The organism is Methylosinus sp. is20ea (genome assembly GCF_059718135.1).
The window spans coordinates 2415160-2440475 of sequence record NZ_AP046088.1; the positions used below are offsets into that span (position 1 = coordinate 2415160).

A 25316-nucleotide genomic window follows, 5' to 3' on the forward strand; every position below is an offset into this window, starting at 1 on the left:
CCACACCGGACCGTTTCACGGTCCGCCCTGCCCCTCGAGGAGCAGGGCGGAGACGCCTCACGCCGCCAGAGCGGCGAGGACGCGGACCCAGGAGCGGGAGCCCTTCTTGAACGAGCTATAGGCGTATTTTTCGTTGGGAGAATGAATGCGGTCGTCCTCGAGCGCAAAGCCGATCATCAGCGTGTCCATGCCGAGATCGCGCTTGAAGGCGCCGACGATCGGGATGGAGCCGCCGCAGCCGACCAGCGCCGCCTCCTTGTCCCATTCCTCCTGCAAGGCCCGCCGCGCGCGCGTGAGCGCCTCGGAGCCGAAGGGCAATTGCAAGGCGCGCGAGGCGCCATGGGGAACGAATTCGGCGCGCACATCGACCGGCAGGCGCTCGCGCACGAAAGCGCGGAAAGAGTCGAGCACCTTCTCCGGGTCCTGCGCGCCGACGAGGCGGAAGGAGATTTTGGCGCTCGCCTGCGCCGGCAGCACGGTCTTGGCGCCGGGGCCGGTGTAGCCGCCGATGATTCCATTCACGTCGCAGGTGGGGCGCGACCACACTTGCTCGATGACGCTGCGGCCGCGCTCGCCCGCCGGGCGCGCGACGCCGACGCTCTTCAGAAACGCCGTCTCGTCGAATTCGAGCCCGCGCCATTGCGCGGCGATCTCCTCGGGCAGCTCGGCGACGCCGTCATAGAAACCGGGCAGCGTCACGCGGCCCTCGGCGTCGTGGAGATCGCCGATGATCTTGGCGAGCACATGGATCGGATTGACGACCGGGCCGCCGAATATGCCCGAATGCAGATCGCGATCGGAGGCGGTGAGGATCACCTCCTCCTGCGCGAGGCCGCGCAGCATTGTGGTGATGGCGGGCGTCTTGGCGTTCCACATGCCGGTGTCGCAGACGAGCGCCAGCGCCGGCTCGGACAGCTCCTCGTGATTGGCGGCGAAGAAATCCGGCAGGGAGGGGGAGCCGGTCTCCTCCTCGCCCTCGAAGAGGAAAGTAATATGGCAGGGCAGGCCGCCATTGCGCTGAAAGGCGCGGCAGGCCTCGAGGAAGGTCATCAGCTGGCCCTTGTCGTCCGAGGCGCCGCGGGCGACGATCTCCTCGCCCTTCTCGCCTTGGACGAGGCGCGGATCGAAAGGATCGCTGACCCAGAGGTCGAGCGGGTCCGGCGGCTGCACGTCGTAATGGCCGTAGAACAGCACATGGGGGGCGTCCGGCCGCTTGGCCTTGGCGTGGCCGACGACGATCGGATGCCCGGGCGTGTCGCGCACGCTCGCCTCGAAGCCCAGCTCGCGCAGCTGGCCGGCGAGCCAGTCGGCGGCGTGGCGGCATTCGCCGGCGAAGGCCGGATCGGTGGAGACCGATTTGATGCGCAGAAAGTCGAAAAGGCGATTCGTGGCGGCGGGCAGATCGGCGTCCAAGGAGTCGAGAACGGTTTCGGTCGACATGAAAGGCGCTCCGCTGCGAGCGGCGCCGCGCGCCCGAGAGGGGCTGCCGCCGCTCGATGAAAACGATGTGCTCGATCGTCGAAGCTAGTGCGGAGTGAGCGTCATGAAAAGAGCGATGCGGCTCCGATCGCGCCGCCGGGGCTCTCCCGCCTTCCCTCTCCCGCCTTCCGTGCGGCTATCGCCGCCATTGGCGATCGGCCATCGCTTCCTCGCATTCGGCGGCGATCAGAGCTTCCGAGAGCTGTCTGACCTTCTGGCTCGTCTCTAAGGCGGTTCTCCGAGCCTCGCTCAACTGATCCACGGCCGGATTTATTTCCGAAGCGCCGAGAAAGGCGGACATCACCGCCTCGACGCCGATGGCGCTGACCTCGCGGCGGTCGGCCTCGAAAAATTCATGCGGCGCCTGGGGGCCGGCGATGATCTCATAGGCCGGGAAATAGTCGACGTCCTCATGCGCCGCCGCGACTTGCGACATGGCGACTCTGAGCGCCGACTTGCTGTAGATCGTCGCCTCCAAGACATGCCGGTCCGTGGCGGTCGCGACGAGCGGCACGGGAGATACGGTGAGGATGAAACGCAGCTTCTTGTTGATCGCTCTCGCCTCTCGAATGAATGCGCTGGTGTCGCGCGCAGTCTCCTCGGCGGTCATATTGTGAAAAACGTGCTTCGTCGGCTCGTATCGCCCCGCGATCGTTCCGGGACAGGCCGGATAGACGGCGCCGTCGCTGCGTGACGCCCACGCCTCCGTCAGACCCGGCGTGAAGATAAAGACGGTCGCCTTCTCGATTCCGTCCAGCACGCAGCTCAAATGCTGTTTCGTGAGCATGTCGAATTCCAAGGCCGTTCTGCTGAAATATTTCAGCCCCGGTCGGAACGGATCGACGAATGTCGCGTCCTCCGCCCAAAATCTTTCCTTCGGTTTGAAGGACCCGCGCGCGCGGCGCAAGAGCTGCAACAATTGCCGCGCTGTGTAAATATTGCCGTAAGCAGCCGTGAAGGTGTCGTATCCGAAATTCTCCGAGCAAGGCCCGAAGGCGAGCGGCCGCCATTCCGTGCGCAAATATTCGTAATTGGCCTTTTCCAGATAGGGAATGATGTTGGCGGCGAAGCAGCTTCCGGCGCTCGTGATTCTGTCGCCCTGGCGCAGCAGGGGGGCGCGGACCTTGGCCACATCGCGCGGATCGAAGTCGCGTGAGACGGATTTGGACCAGAAGGATGTGCGCGCGGCCGCTTGGTAGGGCGTCTTCGTCACGGCAAGAGACCCAGTTGCCGCACGACCAATGCGCCATAGCTTTCGTTGGCGTGCGAAATATCCGCCGCCCAATAGTCGGGCTTCAGCCCGTTTTTCCAATCGAAGCTCTCATCGGGAGACTTCAGGAAACAGGCCCCCGCGGCCAATGCTGTTTCCTCGAGACCATCTTGCAAGGCGCCCCAGATCTTCACGCGAACCGAAAGCGGCATGACCGGCGCCGAGCCGACATGATCGAGGAAGATATCGAGCATGTTTTGAAAAAAGGCGTCGCCTCCCACGCGCGCCAACACATCCACTTCTTCGCCGCGCGAGGCCGGCGTGCCGAGGACGATGACTTTCCGCGCGCCAGCCGCCATGAGACTGGACAATAGCGCCGATAGTTCGGCCAGACTCGCCGCGAAATGGTCCCTGACGAGCTGCTCGGGCGCCAGCTTGGCGCGCAGGGCCGGCTTTCGCCCGCGCTCGAAAAGCCTCCGTAGCCATCGCGCGGCCGCGGCCATAGGCAAGGCGCGCATGTCCCACGGCGCCAGCAAAGGAAGATCCGGCTTTTTGCTGTAGATGAAATCGAAGTAGCCGAAGGGCGCAAACAGAAAAGACATATGCTGATTGCCCATCCACGACAGAACAATGGTTTTCCCCGGCGCGACGACAGTCAATGCGCGCCAATAGTCACTGTCGGGAACACCGTGCAAAATGGCCGTTCTGTGGTCGGCCAGGAACTTCGCGGACGCGGGCTCTCGAGACGACAGACTTCCGGCGATGGCTTCGAGATGCGAGTGGCCGGCCAGAACGAGCTCCGCCTCCTCGATGCGATTTCCCGCGAATAATAGACTGATCTCTGCGAGTTGCGCGGATGATTCGTCGGAAATCGGCACAATCGTTCCGCGCATCGTCCTTCCCGTCGCCCGCATCCTGCTCGAGCGCCTCGAGCGATTCCACCGGTGAGGCGTATCAGAGAAGCCCAAAATTGTGAAATTCGTCGAGAGAAGCGCCGTATCGGGAAACCGCCGGTCCCGATACGTCGAGCGGCTCGCTCGCGAGGCCGACGCTCCGGCTGCGACGCTTTCGCCGTCGGGCGAGATGTCGGGTCAGACCGCCTCTTCCGGCTGCATCCGCTCTTCCCAACGTCATATGTGGAGCCTAAGTATCAGGCGCGCTCCGTTCGGCGGGGCGGATGACGTCATGAGGAGACTTTCGGATGCGCTTTTCCTTCCGCTGGCCGTCTCTCTTCGCCGCGCTCTTTCTCGCTCTCTCGCTCTCGGGCTGCGGCTACAACACCATTCCGACGCAGGAGGAGGAGGCCAAGGCCAAATGGGCCGAGGTGGAGGCGCAATATCAGCGCCGCGCCGATCTCATCCCCAATCTCGTCGCCACGGTTCAGGGCTACGCCAAGCATGAGAAGGACGTGCTCACGGCCGTGACCGAGGCGCGCGCTCATGCCTCGCAGGCCAAGGTCGATGTCTCGCAGCTGACCGATCCGGAAAAATTGAAACAGTTCCAGGAGGCGCAGGCGCAGCTCTCCGGCGCGCTGGGGCGGCTGCTCGCCGTGAGCGAGGCCTATCCGGATCTGAAAGCCAACACCAACTTCCTGGCCTTGCAGTCGCAGCTCGAAGGCACGGAAAACCGCATCACCGTGGCGCGGCGCGACTACATTCAGGCGGCGCGGGAGTTCAACACCTCGCTGCGCACCTTCCCGACAATTCTCTGGGCCAAGACCGTCTTCGCCGGAACCAAGCCGCTCGCCGAATTCACCGCCAGCGCCGGCGCGGAGCAGGCGCCCACGGTGAAGTTCTAGACTCTTTTTTCACGGGAGATCGCCGCTCATGCCGTCGCTTCCTTCGTGGCCTTCGCGTCGCCGCGGCTTTTTCGCCACGATGCGAGGGACACGAGGTCTCGCTCTGCTGGTCTTCGTCCTGCTGCCGGCGCTCGCTTTCGCGGCGCTCGATTTTCCCGCGCTCATCGGCCGCGTCGTCGACGACGCCCATATTCTTCCGCCGGCGGCGCGGCTCGACGTCGAGACCAAATCGAAAGAGCTGGAGGAGAAGTCGGGCATTCAGCTCGTCGTCGCCACAGTGCCGTCGCTGCAGGACACGGATATAGAAACTTTCGCCAATGGCCTGTTCCGCTTCTGGAAGCTCGGCGAGGCCAAGGCGAACAATGGCGTCTTGTTCCTCATCGCGCCCAATGAGCGCAAGATGCGCATAGAGGTCGGCTATGGGCTCGAGGGCACGCTCACCGACGCGCTCTCGAAGATCATCATCGCCACCGCGGTGACGCCGAAGTTCAAGACCGGCGATTTCGGCGCCGGCGTCGAGCGTGGCGTCGATGGAATCATAGAAGTGCTGAGCGGCGATTCGGCCGAATGGGAGAAGCGCATCAAAGTGCGCGCCGAGCATCAGGAGCCGGGCTTCGACCAGATCGTGCCCTTCATCGTCTTCGGGCTGTTTCTGTTCGTCTTCTTCTCCATGCTCGCCAACGCCCGCGGCGGCGGGCGGCGCATCTATCGGGGCGGGCGCGGGCCGATCATCTATTTCCCGCCCTCCAACGACAGCTGGTCCGGCGGCTCCTCCTGGGGCGGCGGCGGCTCCAACGGTTCTTCCTGGGGCGGCGATGGCGGCGGCGGATTTTCAGGCGGCGGCGGCTCGTCGGGCGGTGGCGGAGCCTCGGGGGATTGGTGATGCCCATTTCAGACGCGGATCAGGCGCGCATAGCGGCGGCGATAGCGGCGGCCGAGCGGCGCACCGCGGGCGAGATCGTCTGCGTGCTGGCGCGCCGTTCCTCCGACTACGCCTATGTGCCGCCGCTGCTCGCCGCTCTCGTCGCGCTCGTCGCGCCCTGGCCGCTGGTGATCTTCACCGAGCTCGGCGTGCGGCTCATTCTGGCCATTCAAATTCTCGTCTTCATCGGCGCGGCGCTGCTGTTCTCGCTGCCTCCGCTGCGGCTCGCGCTGACGCCCCGTTTCGTCAAGCGCGAGCGCGCCCATCGCGCCGCGATCGAGCAATTTTTCACGCGCGGCGTCTCGGCGACCAAGGACCGCACCGGCGTGCTGATCTTCGTCTCGCTCGGCGAGCGCTATGCGCGCATCGTCGCGGACGAGGGGATAGCGCGCAAGATTCCCGAAGAGGATTGGCGCGCGGCGCTCGATCTGCTGCTCGCGCGTGTGCGGGAGGGCCGCATCGCCGATGGTTTCGTCGATTCGATCGACGAATGCGCGCGGCTGCTGTCGAAACATGTGCCGCCCGGCGGCCAGGAGGAGCTGCCGGACAGAATCTATGTGATCTGAAAAAAGCCGCGTCGCTCGAGAAAAATCCCGGAGACGCCGCGGGGGCGCCCCGGGAAGTCGCGCGAGGAGAAGGCTCTCAGCCGATCAGCCGGGTGAGCTGGTGAAGGACGATGATGAAGAAGGCGAGCGCGCCGATGATGCCGGCGACCGCTTTGACGAGCTCCGCATTGCTGTGCATGACGATTCTCCCTCAGTAAATTTTTTTGTGACGACGTCTCTCGCGTCGTCGACGAGAAAACTGCGCCGCTGCGGCGCCGCCGACAATCGCGCGCATCTGCGGCAGAATGGCGCGGAAATTCGTGAGCACATTGAATTTGCAGCGGAAAGCTCGGCGATGCGGCTTCGCTACAAAAGGTCGCGCCCAGCTAATTGCGAGACGGGCGCGCGATAGCCGCAACTCGACTCCGCGGCCGGCCCGTCGTTAATGAAAAAGCAATCTTTCGGACGATCGAAGCCAAGGAAGCTTATTCCAAGCATTAACCCGTTTACGTTAATATCCGTAGGGCGCGAGTCGGGCGGCGAGGTTTCGCGCGAGCATGTTTCGAGACGCGGGCGCGCCCAGAGGGCGACGCCGCCGAAGTGGCGTGAGGCAGGAGAGCATGGTGTTCCGCGGCAGTTTTGGGCATGCGTCCGGACGTTTCGCGCGCGCGTCGGGCTTGGCGTTCGCAGTCGGGCTCGGTTCGTCCTTCGTCGCCGCATCGAGCGCGGCGCCGGCGCCGCATGCGCCGTTCCGCGCGCCTTTGGCCGTCGCGCCGCCGCCGCTCGTCCAGCAGCTCGAGGTCTCTTGGCTGCATGTGGGCGAGCCGCCGGCGGAGCGCTTTGCGCCGCCGGAGATATCCGCTCTGCTTCCCGTCGTCAATTCCGTCTCGATCGCTGTTTTGCCCGCGTCTGGCGGCTTCGATGTCGCCGAGGCGCTGATCGGCGAGCAGCAGCGCGCTTTCGCGGCGGCGCTCGACGCCTGGAGCGGCGCGGCGCGCGGGGTGGAGCAGCGCGCGCGGCGCAGAGCGGTCGCCGGTTTTTATGCGCAGCGCGCCTATGCGCCGCTGTGGCGCGAGGGCGCCGATTGGCGCGCCTCGGCGTCCGTCGCCATAGAGCGGCTGAGCCGCGCGCGCGACGATGGCCTCGATCTGCGCGGCCTCGCCTATCCGTCCGAGGCGAAGCCTTCGGGCGACACGGATGAATTCGCGCTCTCGGAGGCCGTCGTCGCCTATGCGACTCAGGCGGCCGGCGGGCGCATCGATCCGCGGCGTCTGTCGCGTCTCATCGGCGCGCATCCCGCGCTGCCGGAGCCGGGCGCCGTGCTGGCGACGATCGCCGCCGCGGGCGCGCGCGCTGGCGACGCGCTGCAGGACTATAATCCGCCGCATGAAGGCTATCGCGCCTTGCGCGGCAAGCTGGTGGAGCTGCGCAGCGCCGGCTTGCCGGAGCTCGACAGGCGTTTCGCCGAGGCCGCGCATTCGGTCGCGCATGACGCCGCGCCGGGCGCGCAGACGCCGAGCGCGCCGGCGCGGCGTTCCAATGCGCAGGTGGAGGCCGAGATCATCGCCAATATGGAGCGCTGGCGCTGGCTGCCGCGCGATCTCGGTGAGAGCCGCATAGAGGTGAACATTCCGGATTTCGAGCTTGCGCTGGTGCGCGAGGGCAGGGTCGCGCATCGCGCCCGCGTCATCGTGGGCAAGGAAGGCACGCCGACGCCGGTGTTCTCCGACAAGATGCAATTCATCATCGTCAATCCCTATTGGAATGTGCCGCCCTCGATCCTGACGAAGGAGATGCTGCCCAAATATGGCGGCGACCTCGGCGCGATCGCCGCGAGCGGCTATGAGGTGATCACCCGCAAGGGGCAGACCTTCGTGCGGCAGAAGCCGGGCGAATCCAATGCGCTCGGGCGCATCAAATTCATGTTCCCGAACGACTTCTCCGTCTATCTGCACGACACGCCCAATCATGGGCTGTTCTCTTCCGCGCATCGCGCCTTGAGCCATGGCTGCGTGCGCGTGGACCAGCCCTTCCGTCTCGCGGAGGCGGTGCTCGGGCCGGGCAGCGGCTGGCCGGAGGAGCGTGTGCGCAAGCTCATCGGCGGCAGTGAGCGCTACATCAATCTCGCGCGTCCGCTGCCGATCCACATCGAATATTTCACGGTTTTCGTGGATGAGAACGGTCGGCTGCAATTGCGCGGCGATCTCTATGGCTATTCCGCCAAAGTGCGTCAGGCGCTGGGGCTCGAGGGGTAGTCGTTCTATGGATTGCGAGCCTTGGCTCGCATTCCTCGCCTTCATAAAGTCGGCGCGTAGCCGAAGGCCTGATTGAGCCGCGACAGCGCGACGCCGAGATCGATCGCCGCGCTCGCCCGCGCGCGCTGCGCGTCGAGCTGCAATTGGCGCACGCGATAGAGATCGAAAGCGTTGATCTCGCCGAGCCGGAAGGAGCGCCGCGCCAGATCGAATTGCTCGCTCGCGACCGAGAGGCGCTTGGCCGAGAGGCCGTCGGCGCGGCGCGTCGCGGCGACGGCGGCGCGGGCGGCGTTGATCTCGGCGGCGACGAGCCGCTGCGCGCGGGCGAATTCGGCGGCGGCGCGATCGACCTCCGCCTGCGCCTCGGCGACGCGCGGAATATTGCGGCCCGGCGTCGGCAGCGGAATGCGAAAGCGCACGCCCACCGTATTATTGTTGGAGCGGAGCGGGTTTTCCGTGGCGGGCTCTGTGCCCTGCTCATTGCGGCCGAAGACGGCGATCTCCGGATTGTCGATGAAGCCGGTCTCGATGAGCCGCATCTGCGTCTGCGCCTTGCCGAGAGCGGCGACCGGCGTGCGCAGCGCCGGATGATCCTCGGGCGGGCGCGCCGGCAGCGGCGCCTCCAGCGTTCCGTCCGGCGTCGCGCCGCCGGTCAGCACCTCATAGGCGACGCGCGCGGCCTTGGCGGCGGCGTCGGTCTGCGCGACTTCCGTCTCGGCGGCGAGCGTCTCGTTGCGGGCGAGCAATTCGTCCTGCGCGGCGTTCTCGCCGAGCTCGACGCGCCGTTTCATGTCGTGGCCGATATCGCGCGCCGTCGCCAGCCGATCGCGCGCGATCGATGCGTCCTTGGCCGCGCGCTGCGCCGTCCACCAGGCGTCGCGCACCAGCGCCGCCACGTCGAGCCGTCGCAGCGCCAGGCGCTCGTCGAGCTCGATGACGCCGGCGTTGACGTTCAGCTCATAGGCCTCGCGCTCGCCGGGCAGCCAGATCGGCATGCCGATCTCGAGCTCCGATTCGCGATAGCCCTGCACATTGCCTTTGACGCGCTCCTGCCGCGAGCCGCCGAAATAGGGCGAGCCGGGGGTGAAGGAATTGGCCTGCGCATAGCGCGCCGCCACCGCGCGGCGCTGCGCGTCGAGCGCGGCGCTCTGCGCGTCTATGCCGATCGCCTGATCGAGATGGCGCGCCAGCACGAGGCCGAAGGGTTTTCCCGGCGGCTTGCCTCTGGGCTTTGCTTTCGTCTCCGGGGGAAGAGGCGAGACCGAGAGCTTCGGCTTCGTCTCGCCGGCCGCGCTCGAGGCGAGGAGAAGGACGAGCAGAAGCGAGAGGAGCGGACGAGCGCCGCCGTGCGAGCGTGTCATCGGCGCTGGATCCGCCAACGCGAGTCCGGCGTCGCGGAGGGCGCTTGCGTCGCGGCGCGCACGCGCAGCAGGCGCTTGAAGTCGAAGCGATCGTAGAGAATTGGCAAGAGCAGCAATGTGAGCGCCGTCGCGGTGACGAGGCCGCCGATGACGACAATGGCGAGCGGCCGTTGGATTTCCGCGCCGGGGCCGGTCGCGAAGAGGAAGGGCGCGAGGCCGAGCGCGGCGATTGTCGCGGTGAGCAGCACCGGCCGCATGCGGCGGCGCGCGCCTTCGCGCACCGCGTCGTGCACGCTGCGGCCGTCGGCGACGAGCTTGTTGATGTAAGAGATGAGCACGACGCCATTGAGCACGGCGATGCCGATCAGCGCGATGAAGCCGACCGAGGCCGGCACGGAGAGGAATTCGCCGGAGAGCCACAGGCCGATGACGCCGCCGATCGCCGCGAAAGGCACGTTGCAGAAGACGAGCAGGGCCTGCGACGCCGAGCCGAAGGTGAGATAGAGCAGAAGGAAGATGAGCCCCAGCGCCAGCGGCACGACGATGGCGAGCCGCGCCGAGGCGCGCTGCTGATTCTCGAACTGCCCGCCCCAGACGAGCTCATAGCCCGGCGGCGCATGCACTTCCTTGGCGACGGCGGCCTTGGCGTCGGCCACGAAGCCGACGAGATCGCGGCCGGTGACATTGGAGAGCACGGTGGCGTAGCGCCGCGCCTCCTCGCGGATCACCTGAATCGGGCCGTTCTCGGCGCGTATGTCGGCGAGCTGCGACAGTTCCACCACTTTGCCGTCGGCGGAGACGACCGGCACGCGCGCGAAATCCACTGGCGAGCGCCGCGAGACGGGATCGCCGCGGATGACCAGCGGCGTGCGCACCGGCCCTTCGAGCACGAGGCCGACCTGCGTTCCGTCCACCCAAATGCGCAGGCCGTCCTGAATCTCGCTGGCGTTGAGGCCGAAGCGGCCGGCGGCGAGGCGGTCGATGCGCGCGGTCAGATAGCGCATGCCGTCATTCTGCAGCGCGAAGACGTCGCGCGAGCCCTCGATCTTGCGCAATGTCCCGGCGATCTCGCGCGCGAGACGGTTCAATTCGTCGATATCGTCGCCGAACACTTTCACCACCACATCGCCGCGCGCGCCGATGATCATCTCCTGCACGCGCATGTCGATCGGCTGCGAGAAGGCGTAGGAAATGCCGGGGAAGCTGTCGAGCACCTGGCGCATCTCGCCGAGCAGCCAGGCCATATTGGGCTCGCGCCATTTGTCCATCGGTGCCAGCGTCAGGAACATGTCGGTCTCATTGAGGCCGACGGGGTCGATGCCGAGCTCGTCGGCGCCGGCGCGCGCCATCACGCCCTTGATCTCCGGCACGCGCGCCATGAGCGCGCGCTCTATGCGCATATCGGTCTCGGCGGTCATGTCGACGCTGATGGTCGGATGCTTGCGCACGGTGATGACCGGCGTGCCTTCGTCCATCACCGGCATGAAGGTCTGGCCGATGTGATTGGAGGCGAGCAGCGCCAGAGCGAGGCCGACGGTCACGGCGGCGCCGACGACGAGCGGCCGGCGCAGCGCGCGCTCGAGCAGCGGATCATAGAAGGCGGAGATTTTGCGCACGAGCCAGGGCTCGTCGCTGCCGCCGGCCCGCAGCAGAGTGGCGGCCAGCGCCGGCACCACGGTGAGCGAGAGAATGAGCGCCGAGCCCATGGCGAAGGCGATGGTGAGCGCGACCGGCGCGAACAGCCGCCCCTCGAGCCCTTCCAGCGAGAGCAGCGGCAGAAAGACGGTGATGATGATGACCGCGCCGGAGACGAGGGGCCCCGCGACCTCGCGCGTCGATTCGTAAGTGATGCGGATGCGGTCCTGAAGGTCGGCCTTCGCCATTCCGGCGAGGCGATGCTCGACATTCTCGACGACGACGACGGCGCAATCGACCAATATGCCGATGGCGATGGCGAGACCGCCGAGCGACATGATATTGGCCGACAGCCCATAGAGCCGCATGATGGCGAATGTGGAGAGCGCGGCGAGCGGCAGGATCAGCGAGACGACGAGCGCCGCGCGCAGATTGCCGAGGAAGAGGAAGAGCAGAATGACGACGAGGACGATGGCCTCGATCAGCACTTTCTGCACCGTCCACACGGCTTTGGAGATGAGCTCGCTGCGATCGTAGAAGATGTCGACCTTCACGCCTTCCGGCAGGCGCGGCTTCAGCTCCGCGAGCTTGGCCTTGACGCCGGAGACAACCGTGCTGGCGTCGGCGCCGCGCAGGCCCAGCACCAGCGCCCAGACCGCCTCGTCCTCGCCATTGCGCGTGGTGACGCCGTTGCGGGACAGCGCGCCATTGCGCACCTCGGCCACATCGGCGACGCGCACCACGCCGGCCGGCCGCGCCGCGACGACGACGGAGCGTATGTCCTCCAGCGTGCGCAGCCGTCCCTCGGCGCGCACCAGCAGCGCCTCCTCGCCGTCGCGCACGCGGCCGGCGCCGTCGTTGCGATTGTTCTCCTCGAGCGCGTCCTTCAGCATCTTCACCGTGATGCCGCGCGCCGCCATGGCCGGCGGCGAGGGCGCGACCTCGAATGTGCGCACGAAGCCGCCGAGCACATTGACGTCGGCGACGCCGGGCAGGCCGCGCAGGGCGGGGCGGATCGTCCAATCGACGAGGCTGCGCTGCTCGGCGGGCGTGAGGCCGCCGCCGACGAGGGTGAACATCAGCATTTCGGCGAGCGGCGTGACGATGGGCGCGAGGCCGCCCGAGGCGCCCGCCGGCAATTGGTCGGCGACCGAGGCGAGGCGCTCGTTCACCTGCGTGCGCGCCCAGAAAATGTCGGTGCCTTCGGCGAATTCGAAAGTGAGCAGCGCCACCGAATAGCGCGTCGTCGAGCGCATGCGCACGAGATTGGGAATGCCGCGCGCGGCGATCTCGATCGGCGCGGTGACTCTGTTCTCGAGCTCCTCGGGCGTGAGGCCGGGCGCGCGCATGGACACGAGCACCTGCACCGGGGCGACATCCGGAAAAGCGTCGATCGGCAGCTTGGAATAGGCGTGCGCGCCCCAGACGGCGAGAGCGATCGCCGCGAGAAAGACGAGGAGCCTCTGGCCGAGCGCCGCTTGGATGAGTTTATCGAGCATGTCGCGTTTCGCTCACTTAGCGCTCGGTTCCTTGGCCGCCAGCTCGGCGAGCAGCGTCAGCATTCCGCGCGTCGCCACGTGATCGGCGGCGGAGAGCGGTCCTTGAATCGACGCATATTGCGGCGTCTCCGAGACGAGGGCGATCGGCACGGCGCGGAAACCATCCGCAGAGCGCAGAAACACCCAGTCCTTGTCGCGATAATGGACGACGGCGTCGGCCGGCACGCGCCACAGCGTTCCTCCCGTTCCCTTGAGGCGCAGAATGGCCTGCACCGCCTGTCCCGGTCGAATCGGGGTTTTGCCGGGCGAGAATTCCGCGACCGCGGTGACCGATTGCGTCGCCGGATCGGCGGTGCGGCCGATGCGGATGAGCTTTCCCTCGACGCCGAGACTCGGCAGCACGACCTTATCCGTGCGGTCGAGCCCGGCGGCGCGGCCGATGGGGATTTGCAGATTGACCCAGATCGGGTTGAGCCGCGCGATGGTGACGAGCGGGGCCGCGGCCATCACGCGGTCGCCGACCGTCGCATGGCGCGCGAGAATGACGCCGGACATAGGCGCGCGCACGGTGAGCGCGGCGGCGAGCTGGCGCTCCTTGCGCAAGCCCTCGATCGCCGGCTCGGTCATGCCGTGGAGGGCCAGCAACTGGCCGCGCTCGTCGAGCAGCGAGCGCGCCTGCGCGGCCTCGGCGCGCGTCACCAGCAGGCGGCGCTCGGCAATGATGCGCTCCTTATAGAGCTGCTCGTCGCGGCGAAGCTTTTCATTCGCCAGCGCGGCGTCGGCGGCGGCCTGGAGGAAGGCGCGCTGCGCCTCGATCAGCTCGGAGGATTTCAAAGTGGCGATCGCGTCGCCCGCCTTCACCTCCTCGTCCGGCGAGACGAGCAGCGTCTCGACGAGGCCGGCGGCGGGGGCGGCGACCATGCGCAATTGCTGCGGCGGAACCGTCACCGTTCCCGGAACGACGAGCTCGTCCGAGCCGGAGCCTTTTTCCACAGGCTTCGTCTCTATGCCCGCCGCCTGAATATCCTGCTCGCGCAGCGGAATGGCGACGTCCTCCGCGGCGAGGGCCACGCTCGCGCAAAGCGCGCCGGCGAGCCCGAGGGCGAGGACAAGATATTGAAACCTTTTTCTTTTCATTCCGCCTGGGACCGGTCTTTGCGTCGGGGCGCAATTTCGCTTATCGAAGCTGACGAAAAGCTGACGAGCTCGAACTCGACGCTGACGCGGCGACCAAATCCGAGCGAATCATAGCACCGCAGCCCTGCGTCATGCGAATTTTGCTGGTGGAAGACGACGAGCGCATTTCCCGCGATGTGGCGAAGGCGCTGCAAGCGGCGGGCTATGTCGTCGACACCGTCGCCAATGGCGAGGACGCCTGGTTTCTCGGCGACACCGAGAATTTCGCCGCCGTCATTCTCGATCTCGGCCTGCCCGGCCTCGATGGGCTCGCCGTGCTCGAGCGCTGGCGCGAGCAGGGCCGGCGCACGCCCGTGCTGGCGCTCAGCGCGCGCGGCTCCTGGAGCGAGCGCGTCGCCGGCATAGACGCGGGCGCCGATGATTATCTGCCCAAGCCCTTTCAGCCCGAGGAGCTTTTGGCGCGGCTGCGCTCCATCATCCGCCGCTCGGCCGGACACGCCTCCTCCGTGACGCGCAATGGCGCGCTCTCGCTCGACGAGCGCAGTATGACGATCAAGATCGACGATGCGCCGGTCGAGCTGACGGCGATCGAATATCGGCTGGTCGCCTATCTTCTGCACCGCCGCGGGCAGGTGGCGCCGCAATCCGAGCTCGTCGAGCATGTCTATGGCCATGACCAGCAGAGCTCCAACGCGCTCGAAGTGCTGATCGGCCGCGTGCGCAAGAAGCTCGGCGCCGAGATCATCGAGACGCGGCGCGGCTTCGGCTATCTGATGCCCGATCTCGACGCATGAGGACGCGCTCGCTGCGTCTGCGACTGTTCCTCGCCGGAGCCGCCGCCATCGCCGCCGCGCTCGCGCTCGCCGGCTTCGTGCTGGTGCTGTTGTTCGAGCATCATGTCGAACGCACGATGGACGACGACATTGAGACTTATGTCCGCCAGCTCGTCTCCGATCTCGCCGTCGACGCCGACGGACGTCTGCGCATCATCACCGCGACGCCGGACCCGCGTTTCGCGCGCTTTCGCTCGGGCTTCTATTGGCAGGTTGCGAGCGAAGACGGCCGCGACGTCGAGCGCTCCGCCTCGCTCGGCGAGGAGGCGCTGGCGTTTCCCGCCGGCTGCGAGAGCGGCGACCGGATTTTCTATCATCGCCTGCAGGGGCCCTGGGGCAATGCGCTGCTCGGCGGGCAGCGCTGCGTCGCGCTCGGCGGCGCCGCGCCTCTGCGGGTCCGTGTGCTGGCGGCGCTCGATCTTTCTGGCGTCGCCCGCGCGCGCGACGCTTTCGCCGCGGAGCTGGTCGCGGCGCTGTTTCTCATCGCGGTCGGGCTGACCTTCGCCACTTGGATTCAGGTCGGGCTCGGCCTCGCGCCGCTCGCCGGCCTCGGCGTGGCGGTGGGCGAGATCGCCAAGGGCCGCCGCCGTCGGCTCGATTCGCCGGCGCCGCCGGAGGTGCTGCCGCTCATCGACGAGGTCAACGGCCTGCTCGACGAGCGCGACAAGGAAATCGCGCGCGCGCGCAATCGCGCCGCCGATCTCGCCCATGGGTTGAAGACGCCGCTCACCGCGCTCGCCGCCGACGCCCGCCTCTTGCGCGAGAAGGGCGAGACGGAGATCGCGCGCTCGCTCGACCGCATCGGCGACGCCATGCATCGTCATGTGGCGCGGGAGCTGGCGCGGGTGCGCAGCCGCGGCCTCGCGCGCGGCGGCGAGCAGACGCCGGTGGCCGAGGTGGTGGATGCGCTGGCGCGCACGCTCGCCTCGGCGGGGACGACGGCCGCCTTCGACATGCGCATCGCGCCCGACGCAAGCGTCGCCGTCGACCGCGTCGATCTGATGGAGATTCTCGGCAATCTCATGGAGAATGCGTCGCGCCATGCGAGCGCGCGCATTCGCGTCTCCGCCGTGGCGGGGCGCTTCGTCGTCGAGGATGACGGGCCCGGCCTGCCGGAGGGGAGCGAATCGCTCATCCGCCGCCGCGGCGGCCGGCTGGACGAGACCGGCGGCGCCGGCCTCGGCCTCGCCATCGTGCAGGATGTGCTCGACGCCTATGGCGCCGACATGCGCTTTTCCCGCTCCGAGCTCGGCGGGCTGCGCGTGGAGGTCGATCTCTCGGCCGCCGCCGGGCGGCAGGCGACGGGTTGAGCGCCGCTCAGGCGCCGGGCCCGAATTTCAGCCCCGAATCGATCGTCAGCCCGACGCCGACGCTGGCGAATTTATCGCCGCGCACGATCTTCGCCCGCGGCGTATGGACGAGGCAGGCGCGCTCGATCGCCGGAATGGAGGTGCTGCCGCCGGTGAAGAACACCGTGCCGATCTCCTCCGCCGTCACTCCGGCCATTTTCAGGCAATGGGCGACGCAATTGGAGAGCTTGCGGCATTCATTGGCGATCGTCTCCTCGAACAGCCTGCGGGATGTCTCGATTTGCAGCGCCTCGTCGATATAAGCGAGGTCGATCATCGCGGTCGCGGCGTCGGAGATGACGATCTTCGCCGCCTCCACATCGCCCGCCACGCGATGGCCGGCGCGATCGTCGATCGCTCGCACGAAGCGATCGACCTTCTCCGGCTCGTCGGCGATGGCGCGCAGCTGCTTCAATTCCTCGAGGCTCTTATTATTGTAGAGGAAGGCGATGCGATGCCATTGCGCGAGATCGTGGAAATAGCCATTGGGCAGATCGAGCTCCGGGCGCTTCCTCTGCCGCGTCTGATAGCCGAACAAGGGCATCACCTGCTTGAGGCTCAGCCGATAGTCGAGATCGGTTCCGCCGACATGGACGCCGGCGTTGGCGAGAATATCGTCCTTGCGCTCGATCTTGCGCCGATTCTTCGGCGAGACCTTCACAATGGAGAAATCCGAGGTGCCGCCGCCTATGTCGGCGATCAGCGCGATCTCCTCCCGCTCGATGCGCCGCTCATAGTCCAGCGCAGCGGCGATCGGCTCATATTGGAAAAGGACATTTTTGAAGCCCTGCGCATGGGCGGCCGCGGCGAGCTGATCCTGCGCGACGCGATCGGCCGCCTCATTGTCGTCGACGAAGAACACCGGGCGGCCGAGCACGGCGCTCTCGACGGAGCGGCCGGCGCGAAGCTCGGTCTTCTCCTTCAGATGATGCAGAAAGCGTCCCAATATTGCGGTGAAGGCGACGCGCCTGCCGCCGGCGGCGGTCGTCTCATGGATCAGCGAGCCGCCCAGAATGCTCTTGATCGCGCGAAACAGCCGGCCGTTCTCGCGGTCGATATAGAGTCCGATCGCGGCGCGGCCGAAGCTGAGCGAGCCGCCATAGGCCGGGTAGAAGATCGCGCTCGGAATGGTGACGCTCTCGCCCTCGAGCGGGACGAGCGTCGGCTCGCCGCCGGCCATGAAGCCGACGGAGGAGTTCGAGGTTCCGAAATCGATCCCGCAAGCGAGGCTCACGAGCTTGTCTCCTTCTTGTCCATTGCGCGCGATCGCAGAGCGAAAAGCGCGCCGCCGCCCCGACGAACGCGCGCACGCGCGAGCGTCGGCCGGATGACGGAACGGATGGGGTTCTGGGCTTTGCGAAGCAGCCGGGGAGGACGGACAGCCGCCGTCCGAATCTCGCGCGAAACTGCAATTTTTCGCGCGATTTTGCAAATGCGAGGGGAGGGGGCGCGGTCGGTCTCAGCCCTCGCCCTCACTGCTTCTTCAGCACGCAGCCTTCATTGCAGGTGTCGCGGAAAACGCCGACCTCGTGGATCGCCGGAAGGGAAAGCTCGAGGTCCTTCCATATATAGACGCACAAATTCTCGAGCGTCGGCTTGCCGAGGCCTTCCAGCTCGTTGAGGAAGGAATGGTCCAGCCGCTCGCGCAGCTCCTGCAGCCGCGCGCCGAGCTTGCCGAGGTCCATGACCCATTCCTCGCCGTCCTGACGCGGCCCGCGCAGCGTCACCCGCACGCGGAAGGAATGCCCGTGCAGATTGCGGTATTTGCCGCCGGTCGGGTGCTCCGGATCATAGAGGGCGTGCGCCGCCTCGAAGCAGAACTCCCGATAGACTTCGAACTGGATGGTCATTTCACTCCGATAGCCTTGTGCGTCTGTTGCGAGAACCGCCACAGCGGATGCGCCAGGCAATAGTCGATCGCCGCCCTCGTATTGCGCAATACGTCCGGCCCGTCCATGGGCTGCAGCAGGAAATGGTCGAAGGAGAGCCCTTCGAACAGCTCCGGCTCGGCGCCTTTCTGCGGATAGACGAGCTTGAGCTCGTCCCCCGTCGTCTGGACCAGCGGCGCGCCCGCCTTGGGGCTGACGCAGATCCAATCGACCGCAGGCGGGACGGCGAGCGTCCCATTGGTCTCGACGGCGATCTCGAAGCCTTCGGCGTGGAGCGCGTCGAGCAGCGCGGCGTCGATTTGCAGCATGGGCTCGCCGCCGGTCAAGACGGCGAAACGCCGCTCTCGCCCCTCACCCCACAGAAGCGCCAGATGCGCGGCGAGAGCCTGGGCGCCCGAGAATTTGCCGCCATTCTCGCCGTCGACGCCGATGAAATCCGTGTCGCAGAAGCGGCAGGTCGCCGCGGCGCGGTCGGCCTCGCGGCCACTCCACAGATTGCAGCCGGCAAAACGGCAGAAGACGGCGGCCCGCCCGGCATGGCGGCCCTCCCCCTGCAGCGTCTTGAAGGCTTCCTTGACCGCATAGGCCATGGTTTTTGGTCCCGTGGAGCGATCGGGATTGATTACGGCCTCGCGCGGCGGGGGTCCAGCGGGGCGGCGCTCACCCGTTCTTCGGCCGCTCATAGCGGTCGAGCTGCTGCTCGGGCGGGCGCGGGCGCGGGTCGAGGCTGCGGATATAGGCGACGATATCCTCGATCTCACGCCGCGACAGATGCATATCCGGCATTTTCGGATGCGGATCGACGAGGAAATTGGCCAGCGCCTTGGCGTCGGCGCGGCGCTGGGCGACGTCGGCGAAGGAGGGCGCGTCGGCGTTGGCGGTCTTCTGAGCGCTCGTCACCACATGGCAGGACGCGCACCAGCGCTCGGCGACGCGCTTGCCATGGGCGGCGTCGGCGGCGACGGCCGGCGCGCAAAAACCCGCGAGAAGGGCGAGCGACTGAAAAAGGCGGCGCGGAATTTTCATGCGAGGCTCCTCGTCGGCTTTCGCGAGCGCGGCCGCGGAACGCGCCGCCCGACTCGCAGATGAGACATGAGACCATGAATCCGCGCCGCCGAGAAACGCGGGTCGCGCCGAGGGGCCGCGACCAGACAGCGCAGGCGCGAGCTGCGCTCAGGCCGCCACAGTCTCGGCGGTCGCCTTTTCGGCCGGGCGCAGCGTCACCCGGGCGACGAGCCCATGCGGCTGGCGGTCGAGCAGCCGCAGCGTGCCGCCCGCCTCCTCGACGAGGGCGCGCACGATGGAGAGGCCGAGGCCGAAGCCGCCATGCTCGTTGAGGTTGCGCCCCGGCTGGCCACGCACGAAAGGCTCGACGACCTGCGCCTTCTCCGCATCGGGAATGCCAGGACCGTCGTCGGCGACGTCGATCTGGACGCCGTCGTCGATGCTTCGCGCCACCGAGATGACGACGCGGCTCCCATGGGCGACAGCGTTCTCGACGAGATTGGCGAAGACGCGCTGCAGATCGGTGAGCGAGCCGATCACCATCCGCCGCCCGTCGCCCTCATAGGCGACGTCATGGCCGAGATCGGCGAATTGATCGGCCACCGTCTGCAGCACGCTGTCGAGATCGACGATCTCCTGCGTGTGGCGGTAGCGCTCCTCGCGCAGGAAGAGCAGATTCTTGTAGAGCATCGAATCCATGAGATCGACGTCATGCAGCATTTTGGCGCGCAAGGGCTCGTCGTCGATGAATTCGGCGCGCAGCCGCATGCGCGTGATGATGGTGCGCAGATCATGGCTGATCGCCGCCAGCACGCGCGAGCGCGCCGCGATCATCGAATAGATGCGCGCCTGCATCCGGTTGAGCGAGCGCGTCAGATCGCGGACCTCCTGCGGCCCTTTCTCGACCAAGAGCTCGCGCTCGCCCGAATCGCTCGGGAATTTCTCGGCCTGGCGCGCGAGCCCGACGAGCGGCGCGACGACGGCGCTCGAGGTCCAGAAGGTCAGTATTGCGGCGCAGATCAGGAAGAACAGCGCCGAGGCGAGCCAGATGCCCGTCACGGGCGGCAGGTCGGGGGGCGGCGCCAGGCTGCTCTGCGGCGGAGGCGGCTGCGCGCCGGGGAAATCGCCGCCCGGCGGCGGTCCGCGCGGGCGGCCATCGCCGAAGCCCTCGCGTCGCGCGTCGCGCGGCGGCGGGGTGAGCGTCAGATAGCCGCCCTTGCGCAGCGCGATGGTGACGGAATGGCCGTCGGGCGCGGATGCGAAGATTTCGGCGCCCGGCCACAAACGCGCGCGTAGCGCGCCGGGCGCGGGCTCGGCGCGGGCTGTCTGCGCCGCGAGCGGACGCTCCGCGGCGAGCTCGGGCCGCGTTCCGCGCGATAGATCGCCGAGCGTGGCGAGAAGCTGCTCGCGCTCGTCCACAGCCGCGAGATCGAAGGCCCAGGCGAGGGCGGCCGCCGTCTCGATCGACGCGCTATGAGCGTGCGGCGCGCGCTCCTCGCGAAACACGCGGTCTTCGCGGAATGCGCGCTCATAGTGGAAAAAATGCACCGCTATGGTCACGCAGGCGTGGAACAGCACGATGGAGGCGAGCACCAGAATGGCGATCTGCCCCGCCAGATGATCGGGCCGCAGCCCGCGCCAAAATCGTTTCACGCGCGCACCACCTGCGGCGTGAACAAATAGCCCTCCGAGCGGATCGTCTGGATGTAGCGCGGGTTCTTCGGGTCGCTCTCCATCTTCTGGCGCAGCCGGCTGATGAGCACGTCTATGCTGCGCTGGAAGGGGCCGGCGGTCGGGCCATGCGTCAGATCGATGAGCTGGTCGCGCGTGAGCACGCGATTGGGCCGCTCGCACAGCGCATAGAGCAGATCGAATTCGGCGCTGGTCAGCGCCACTTTGGTGCCCGCCGGCGTCGTCACCTGATGCGCCATTATGTCGACGCGCCATCCTTCGAAGAGATAATAGCGCGCGGCTGCTTCGTCCTTGCTGGTGAAGGCGGCGCGCGCGCGGCGCAGCACCGAGCGGATGCGGGCCAGCAATTCGCGCGGATTGAAGGGCTTCACCAGATAATCGTCGGCGCCCATCTCGAGCCCGAGAATGCGGTCGACGTCCTCGCCCTGAGCGGTGACGATGACGATCGGCAGATTGCGGTCGGCGCGCAGCCTGCGGCAGATGGAGAGCCCGTTCTCGCCCGGCAGATTGAGATCGAGGATCACGAGATCGAACTCGCGCCGCGCGAGCGCCGTGTCCATCGCGCCGCCATCGGCGACGACGGCGACGTCGATCTGATGAGTCTGCAAATAGCGAGAGATCAATTCGCCGATTTCGGCGTCGTCCTCGACCAGGAGGACCGCATCTGTCTTCGTCACGTCGAGCGCACCCGCGGGGCTTCGCGCGGCGGCGTTCCGCCGCGTCCAGCAAGACCTATCCCGAGAATATGTCCCGATCGTTTCCAAGTCGATGATGGGCGGACGTAAGCAGGGCGTTTTTCCGTCATTTTCAGGACGAGGCCCCTCCCTTCGCAAATTTGCGCGACGGTGCGGAAAAGCGGCGGAAACGCGGAACCGCGCGGCGACGCGCCGATTTGCCTCGGAGCCGGCGCCGGCCCATAGTCGTCGCGAGACGAGCGAGAGGCGAGGGCGGGTTTGCCGGAGGCGAGCGAGGGGCTGACGCAAGACCAAGACGAGAGCCTCGCCGACGCCGCGCGCCGGTTGAAGGCGATCGTCGTCGGCTCGCTCGGCAATCTGGTCGAATGGTACGATTTCTACGTCTATTCGGCCTTCTCGCTCTATTTCGCCAATTCCTTCTTCCCCGGCGACGATCCCGTCGCGCAAATGCTGTCGAGCGCCGGCGTGTTCGCGCTCGGCTTCTTCATGCGGCCGATCGGCGGCGCATTGTTCGGGGAGATCGGCGACCGTTTCGGGCGCCGGCGCGCGCTGACGCTGTCCGTGCTGCTGATGTGTCTCGGCTCGCTCATCGTCGCCGCCACGCCGGGTTATGCGACGATCGGCGAGGCGGCGCCGGCGCTGCTCTTGTTCGCGCGGCTGTTGCAGGGCCTCAGCCTCGGCGGCGAATATGGATCCTCCGCCACTTATCTCTGCGAGATGGCCGCCTCGCGGCGGCGCGGATTCTATTCCAGCTTTCAATATGTCACGCTCATCGGCGGCCAGCTGACGGCGCTGCTGGTGCTGCTCGTCCTGCAAAATCTCGTCTTCACGCCGGAGGAATTGCGCGCCTATGGCTGGCGCATTCCTTTCGCGATCGGCGCGGGGCTGGCGCTGTTCGCGCTGATCATGCGGCGCGATCTCGAGGAGACGCAGGCTTTTACCGCGGAAGCTTCGCGGCGGCGGCGCAGCTCCTTGCGCGCGCTTTTATCCTATCCGCGCGAGGCGGCGACGGTCGTCGGGCTGACGATGGGCGGCACGCTCGCCTTCTATGTCTACACCACCTATATTCAGAAATTCCTGAAGCTCTCCGCGGGGCTGAGCGACGCGCAAACGACATGGATCAGCGCCGGCTCGCTCACCTTCGCAATGGCGCTGCAGCCCGTCTATGGCGCGCTGTCGGATCGCATCGGCCGGCGTCCGCTGCTCATCGCCTTCGGCGTGCTCGGAAGCCTGTTCACCGTCCCGCTGATGACGGCGATCCAGACCGCGCGCGACCCCTGGACCGCCTTCGTTCTGGTGCTGGCGGGCTGGCTCATCGTCGGCGCCTATACGTCGATCAATGCGCTGGTGAAGGCGGAGCTGTTTCCCGCCTCTGTGCGGGTGACGGGAGTCGCCGTGCCTTATGCGATCGCGGTCTCGCTGTTCGGCGGCACCGCGGAATATGTCGCGCTCTGGTTCAAGCGCGAGGGGCATGAGAGCTGGTTCTATTATTATGTCAGCGCGGCGATCTTCTGCTCGCTGATCGTCTATGCGCTGATGCCGGAGACGCGCTCCGCCTCGCGCATCGATATGGAGCGCGCCCGCTGACGTTCTCCTTCTCCCCGCGAGCGGGGAGAAGGAAGGCGGCGAAGGCTGCGCGAAGCGATCATCCGACCCGATCGGGGCTAGCGCACGGATGCGATGCGAGCCTTAGAGGCTCGCATCGCCGATCAGGCGGCGGCGCCGCCGGCGAGGTGGGGCGCGAAGGGCGATGTGGCCGCGGGAACGGCGAGGCCGGCCGCCTCGCGAATGGCCTGCACCGGCGTGCGCGAGAAGGATTCGACGCAGAGGGCGATCTTGGAGGTCGAGGCGCCGTCGAGCAGAGTGGCAAGGCCTGCGCGGTCGAGCGGCTCCTCGTCCCAATAGGCGACGGCGAGGCTCTGCGGAACGATCTCATGCGCCGCCATCAACCGCGGCGAATGGCGCACGAATTGTCCGTAGAGCAGATATTCGGAGAAAGCGCGCGTGCGGCATAGCGCCAGGAACCAGTCGATTCCGGTGGCGTCCTCGATCGCGCGCGTCATGGCGCGCACCGCATCCTTGTCCCAGACGATGAGATTGCCGATGTAATCGTCGGCCGGGAAAGTGCTGGGCGGCAGGCCGAGCAGGCTGTCGCCATTGGCGATCCATTTGGCGTGCAGTGGCGCGTCGGCGGCGATCGCCCCGCGCGCGACATAGAGCGGCGAGCGGGCGCCGCCGGCATAGGCGCCGATGTCGAAGCGGCGGATGATCACATTGTCGGAATCGACGATACAGAAGCGCTGCTCCGGCAATTGCAGAACGGCGGCGATCTTCAGCATCTGCTGAATGTGCCAGCCATGCACCGGCCGCGAGCGAAAGGACCACCACACGCGGCGTCCATTGCGCAGCAGAAAGGGTGGAACCAGCCGCAGCCAGCGCGGCAGGAAACGCGAGCAGGGCAGGATCATGCGGCGCGGGCCGGAAAATTCGGCGAACAGCTCCATATCGTCGTCATTGACGATGACATAGTGACGCTCATAGCCGGTGAGGCGCCGGTCGATGCTCTCGCAGAGCAGCGCGAAGCGCTCGCGGTCGGCGCGATGGGTGGGCGTGATGAGCGCGATCGGTCGTTCCATAGGCGTTCCCCGATGACGTTGGAGCAGGCCGCCGCCGTGCCAGAATGGGACAGTTTCCCGGTTTCTCTTTCCAAGTCGCAAAGCCGGGGCCGTTCAGCCGCGAATCTTGAACTCTGCGAGAAAGCGTATGCCGAAAAGGGCGAAGAGCATTCCGATCCAGCCGGGATTGGCGCGATCGAACAAAAAGCTCTCGAGCGAGTTGAGATAGAGGCTGAACATCCAAATCTGCAGGAAAAGCAATGAGACCGCCGGCTCATCGCCGCGCGCGCAGACGCGCCGAACATCGCGCGCCGGCTGCACGATCAGCGCCGCGAAGGTGAAAGCCAGGCCCGGCAGGCCCATGGCCAGCACAGTGTCGAGATAGCCGTTGTGCGCATGGGCGGCGTTGCCGGCCCAGATCGTCGTGTCCTCGCCGCCGAAGCGCAACGCCGCCGTGTTCCAGAATGCGCCGAGGCCATGGCCGAAGATCGGCGTCTCGCCGGCTTTCGGAATAGCGAAAGTCCAAATGTCGGTGCGGCCGGTGAAGGAGGCGTCGAGCGGCAGAGCCGAGGCGATGGCGCCGAGCTGCGGAAACAGGATCGAGCCTATGCCGAAGAAATTCAGCAGCGCCAGCGGCGAGAAGACGATGATCGACCACAAGACGACATTGCGCGTGCGCTCGGCGAGGAAGGAGAGAGTGATCGTCGTCAGACAAATGGCGGTCGAGCTCTTGCCGCCCGAGCAGAGCACGAAGAGGAGAGAGAGGACGAAAATCGCCCATCCCTCGACGGTCCGGCCCGCGCGCAGCACGAAAATGCCGATGAAGGTCAGCATGGAGAAGACGGCGCTGGCGACATTCTTATGGCCGAAAACGCCGCGCCAATCGCCGGCGAGCTGCGGCTCGCCAATGTCGGTCGCCTGATGGATCGTGTAATGCGGCAGGAAGACGAGGCCGAAATAGGAGAGGCCGACGATGATGAGCGCGACGATGCTCAATAGCTTGGCGAGATCGTCGCGGCCGCGCGGCAGCAGGAACAGCGAGAGGCAGCATGTCCCGACGCAGCCGAACATCGCCACGCGCTTCAGCGAGTTGGAGATTTCCTGCGAGGTGACGAGCGTCACGCCGATCCAGGCGGCGAGCGCGATGTTGGTGGGCGTGGCGAGCGCGGCGAGCGCCTGCCGGTCGGTGCGCCAGACATAGAAGAAGGACGCCGCCGCCATTAGTCCGAAGGCGGCGTAGACCTGAAAGTCGCGGCCCTCCGCGAGCTCCAGCGTCTCCGGCGAGGCGAGATCGGCGAAGGGCGAGAAGGTGATCCAGCCGACGAGCAGTATGGCGCAGAAGACGAGGCCGCGCGCGTCGAGCTCGTCCAGCCCGCCGGCGGACGACATCCCCGCAT

21 protein-coding genes are annotated in these 25316 nt (G+C 66.9%); 7 read left to right on the forward strand and 14 right to left on the reverse strand.

Annotated features, from left to right (window positions below; genetic code table 11):
• Positions 1 to 57: 57 nt before the first annotated feature.
• The 3 genes from AC6IY7_RS11140 to AC6IY7_RS11150 all read right to left on the reverse strand — a co-directional run bounded on the left by AC6IY7_RS11140 (position 58) and on the right by AC6IY7_RS11150 (position 3582).
• Positions 58 to 1440 (reverse strand): M20/M25/M40 family metallo-hydrolase, encoded by a 1383-nt coding sequence (locus tag AC6IY7_RS11140; protein ID WP_497779077.1) that lies wholly within the window; start codon positions 1438 to 1440, stop codon positions 58 to 60.
• 175 nt (positions 1441 to 1615) lie between these two features.
• Positions 1616 to 2692, reverse strand: coding sequence for a GSCFA domain-containing protein (locus tag AC6IY7_RS11145; protein ID WP_497779079.1), 1077 nt, complete (start codon positions 2690 to 2692; stop codon positions 1616 to 1618).
• Entirely contained in the window at positions 2689 to 3582 is an 894-nt protein-coding gene (locus tag AC6IY7_RS11150) for a hypothetical protein (RefSeq protein ID WP_497779081.1), read from the reverse strand. The genes AC6IY7_RS11145 and AC6IY7_RS11150 overlap by 4 nt, the downstream gene beginning before the upstream one ends.
• Before the next feature lie 308 nt (positions 3583 to 3890).
• On the opposite strand from AC6IY7_RS11150, the gene AC6IY7_RS11155 reads away from it, so the two are divergent.
• From AC6IY7_RS11155 to AC6IY7_RS11170, 4 genes are all read left to right on the forward strand, one after another.
• Complete coding sequence (locus AC6IY7_RS11155) at positions 3891 to 4487, forward strand: LemA family protein (protein ID WP_497779082.1); 597 nt, start codon at positions 3891 to 3893, stop codon at positions 4485 to 4487.
• A gap of 79 nt (positions 4488 to 4566) precedes the next feature.
• Positions 4567 to 5370 (forward strand): TPM domain-containing protein, encoded by an 804-nt coding sequence (locus tag AC6IY7_RS11160; protein WP_497779083.1) that lies wholly within the window; start codon positions 4567 to 4569, stop codon positions 5368 to 5370.
• Complete coding sequence (locus AC6IY7_RS11165; RefSeq protein ID WP_497779084.1) at positions 5370 to 5975, forward strand: TPM domain-containing protein; 606 nt, start codon at positions 5370 to 5372, stop codon at positions 5973 to 5975. Before AC6IY7_RS11160 ends, AC6IY7_RS11165 begins: the two co-directional genes overlap by 1 nt.
• 656 nt (positions 5976 to 6631) lie before the next feature.
• Positions 6632 to 8209, forward strand: coding sequence for a L,D-transpeptidase family protein (locus AC6IY7_RS11170; protein ID WP_497779087.1), 1578 nt, complete (start codon positions 6632 to 6634; stop codon positions 8207 to 8209).
• A gap of 41 nt (positions 8210 to 8250) precedes the next feature.
• Here the strand turns inward: AC6IY7_RS11170 and AC6IY7_RS11175 are convergent, their stop codons facing one another.
• Genes AC6IY7_RS11175 through AC6IY7_RS11185 form a run of 3 tightly spaced genes read right to left on the reverse strand, consistent with a single transcriptional unit; the run spans position 8251 to position 13841 of the window.
• Entirely contained in the window at positions 8251 to 9570 is a 1320-nt protein-coding gene (locus AC6IY7_RS11175; RefSeq protein ID WP_497779089.1) for a TolC family protein, read from the reverse strand.
• A complete protein-coding gene (locus AC6IY7_RS11180) occupies positions 9567 to 12704 on the reverse strand; it encodes an efflux RND transporter permease subunit (RefSeq protein WP_497779090.1) in 3138 nt (1045 codons plus the stop codon). Before AC6IY7_RS11180 ends, AC6IY7_RS11175 begins: the two co-directional genes overlap by 4 nt.
• A 12-nt stretch (positions 12705 to 12716) precedes the next feature.
• Positions 12717 to 13841, reverse strand: a complete 1125-nt coding sequence (locus AC6IY7_RS11185) for an efflux RND transporter periplasmic adaptor subunit (RefSeq protein ID WP_497779093.1) — start codon at positions 13839 to 13841, stop codon at positions 12717 to 12719.
• 131 nt (positions 13842 to 13972) lie between these two features.
• Between AC6IY7_RS11185 and AC6IY7_RS11190 the strand changes: the two genes are divergently transcribed.
• Positions 13973 to 14635: a response regulator transcription factor gene (locus AC6IY7_RS11190; protein WP_497779094.1), complete on the forward strand. Its 663-nt coding sequence runs from the start codon at positions 13973 to 13975 to the stop codon at positions 14633 to 14635.
• Complete coding sequence (locus AC6IY7_RS11195; RefSeq protein WP_497779098.1) at positions 14632 to 15984, forward strand: ATP-binding protein; 1353 nt, start codon at positions 14632 to 14634, stop codon at positions 15982 to 15984. Before AC6IY7_RS11190 ends, AC6IY7_RS11195 begins: the two co-directional genes overlap by 4 nt.
• A 7-nt stretch (positions 15985 to 15991) precedes the next feature.
• Here the strand turns inward: AC6IY7_RS11195 and AC6IY7_RS11200 are convergent, their stop codons facing one another.
• The 6 genes from AC6IY7_RS11200 to AC6IY7_RS11225 all read right to left on the reverse strand — a co-directional run bounded on the left by AC6IY7_RS11200 (position 15992) and on the right by AC6IY7_RS11225 (position 21286).
• Positions 15992 to 17257, reverse strand: a complete 1266-nt coding sequence (locus AC6IY7_RS11200) for an Hsp70 family protein (RefSeq protein WP_497779100.1) — start codon at positions 17255 to 17257, stop codon at positions 15992 to 15994.
• A gap of 238 nt (positions 17258 to 17495) precedes the next feature.
• The gene (locus AC6IY7_RS11205; RefSeq protein ID WP_497779102.1) at positions 17496 to 17873 is read right to left on the reverse strand and encodes a 6-pyruvoyl trahydropterin synthase family protein; all 378 of its coding nucleotides are present in this window, start codon (positions 17871 to 17873) and stop codon (positions 17496 to 17498) included.
• Positions 17870 to 18502 (reverse strand): 7-carboxy-7-deazaguanine synthase, encoded by a 633-nt coding sequence (gene queE / locus AC6IY7_RS11210; protein WP_497779104.1) that lies wholly within the window; start codon positions 18500 to 18502, stop codon positions 17870 to 17872. Before queE ends, AC6IY7_RS11205 begins: the two co-directional genes overlap by 4 nt.
• A gap of 70 nt (positions 18503 to 18572) precedes the next feature.
• Positions 18573 to 18938, reverse strand: a complete 366-nt coding sequence (locus tag AC6IY7_RS11215) for a c-type cytochrome (RefSeq protein WP_497779105.1) — start codon at positions 18936 to 18938, stop codon at positions 18573 to 18575.
• Between the two features lie 147 nt (positions 18939 to 19085).
• A complete protein-coding gene (locus AC6IY7_RS11220; RefSeq protein WP_497779106.1) occupies positions 19086 to 20570 on the reverse strand; it encodes a sensor histidine kinase in 1485 nt (494 codons plus the stop codon).
• Entirely contained in the window at positions 20567 to 21286 is a 720-nt protein-coding gene (locus AC6IY7_RS11225) for a response regulator (protein WP_497779107.1), read from the reverse strand. The genes AC6IY7_RS11220 and AC6IY7_RS11225 overlap by 4 nt, the downstream gene beginning before the upstream one ends.
• A gap of 276 nt (positions 21287 to 21562) precedes the next feature.
• On the opposite strand from AC6IY7_RS11225, the gene AC6IY7_RS11230 reads away from it, so the two are divergent.
• A complete protein-coding gene (locus AC6IY7_RS11230; protein ID WP_497779109.1) occupies positions 21563 to 22891 on the forward strand; it encodes an MFS transporter in 1329 nt (442 codons plus the stop codon).
• A 122-nt stretch (positions 22892 to 23013) separates the two neighbouring features.
• On the opposite strand, the gene AC6IY7_RS11235 is transcribed toward AC6IY7_RS11230, so the two are convergent.
• Both AC6IY7_RS11235 and AC6IY7_RS11240 read right to left on the reverse strand, forming a co-directional pair.
• Complete coding sequence (locus AC6IY7_RS11235; protein WP_497779110.1) at positions 23014 to 23940, reverse strand: DUF6492 family protein; 927 nt, start codon at positions 23938 to 23940, stop codon at positions 23014 to 23016.
• 93 nt (positions 23941 to 24033) lie between these two features.
• Positions 24034 to 25308, reverse strand: coding sequence for an O-antigen ligase family protein (locus AC6IY7_RS11240; protein WP_497779111.1), 1275 nt, complete (start codon positions 25306 to 25308; stop codon positions 24034 to 24036).
• Positions 25309 to 25316 lie beyond the last annotated feature (8 nt).

Bases quoted from the DNA above. Each gene is read 5' to 3' on its own strand.
- AC6IY7_RS11140 (WP_497779077.1), bottom strand. From the start codon at position 1,440: ATGTCGACCGAAACCGTTCTCGACTCCTTGGACGCCGATCTGCCCGCC.
- AC6IY7_RS11235 (WP_497779110.1), bottom strand. From the start codon at position 23,940: ATGGAACGACCGATCGCGCTCATCACGCCCACCCATCGCGCCGACCGC.
- AC6IY7_RS11180 (WP_497779090.1), bottom strand. From the start codon at position 12,704: ATGCTCGATAAACTCATCCAAGCGGCGCTCGGCCAGAGGCTCCTCGTC.
- AC6IY7_RS11215 (WP_497779105.1), bottom strand. From the start codon at position 18,938: ATGAAAATTCCGCGCCGCCTTTTTCAGTCGCTCGCCCTTCTCGCGGGT.
- AC6IY7_RS11185 (WP_497779093.1), bottom strand. From the start codon at position 13,841: ATGAAAAGAAAAAGGTTTCAATATCTTGTCCTCGCCCTCGGGCTCGCC.
- AC6IY7_RS11240 (WP_497779111.1), bottom strand. From the start codon at position 25,308: ATGTCGTCCGCCGGCGGGCTGGACGAGCTCGACGCGCGCGGCCTCGTC.
- AC6IY7_RS11190 (WP_497779094.1), top strand. From the start codon at position 13,973: ATGCGAATTTTGCTGGTGGAAGACGACGAGCGCATTTCCCGCGATGTG.
- AC6IY7_RS11205 (WP_497779102.1), bottom strand. From the start codon at position 17,873: ATGACCATCCAGTTCGAAGTCTATCGGGAGTTCTGCTTCGAGGCGGCG.
- queE (WP_497779104.1), bottom strand. From the start codon at position 18,502: ATGGCCTATGCGGTCAAGGAAGCCTTCAAGACGCTGCAGGGGGAGGGC.
- AC6IY7_RS11155 (WP_497779082.1), top strand. From the start codon at position 3,891: ATGCGCTTTTCCTTCCGCTGGCCGTCTCTCTTCGCCGCGCTCTTTCTC.
- AC6IY7_RS11165 (WP_497779084.1), top strand. From the start codon at position 5,370: ATGCCCATTTCAGACGCGGATCAGGCGCGCATAGCGGCGGCGATAGCG.
- AC6IY7_RS11150 (WP_497779081.1), bottom strand. From the start codon at position 3,582: ATGCGCGGAACGATTGTGCCGATTTCCGACGAATCATCCGCGCAACTC.
- AC6IY7_RS11195 (WP_497779098.1), top strand. From the start codon at position 14,632: ATGAGGACGCGCTCGCTGCGTCTGCGACTGTTCCTCGCCGGAGCCGCC.
- AC6IY7_RS11175 (WP_497779089.1), bottom strand. From the start codon at position 9,570: ATGACACGCTCGCACGGCGGCGCTCGTCCGCTCCTCTCGCTTCTGCTC.
- AC6IY7_RS11160 (WP_497779083.1), top strand. From the start codon at position 4,567: ATGCGAGGGACACGAGGTCTCGCTCTGCTGGTCTTCGTCCTGCTGCCG.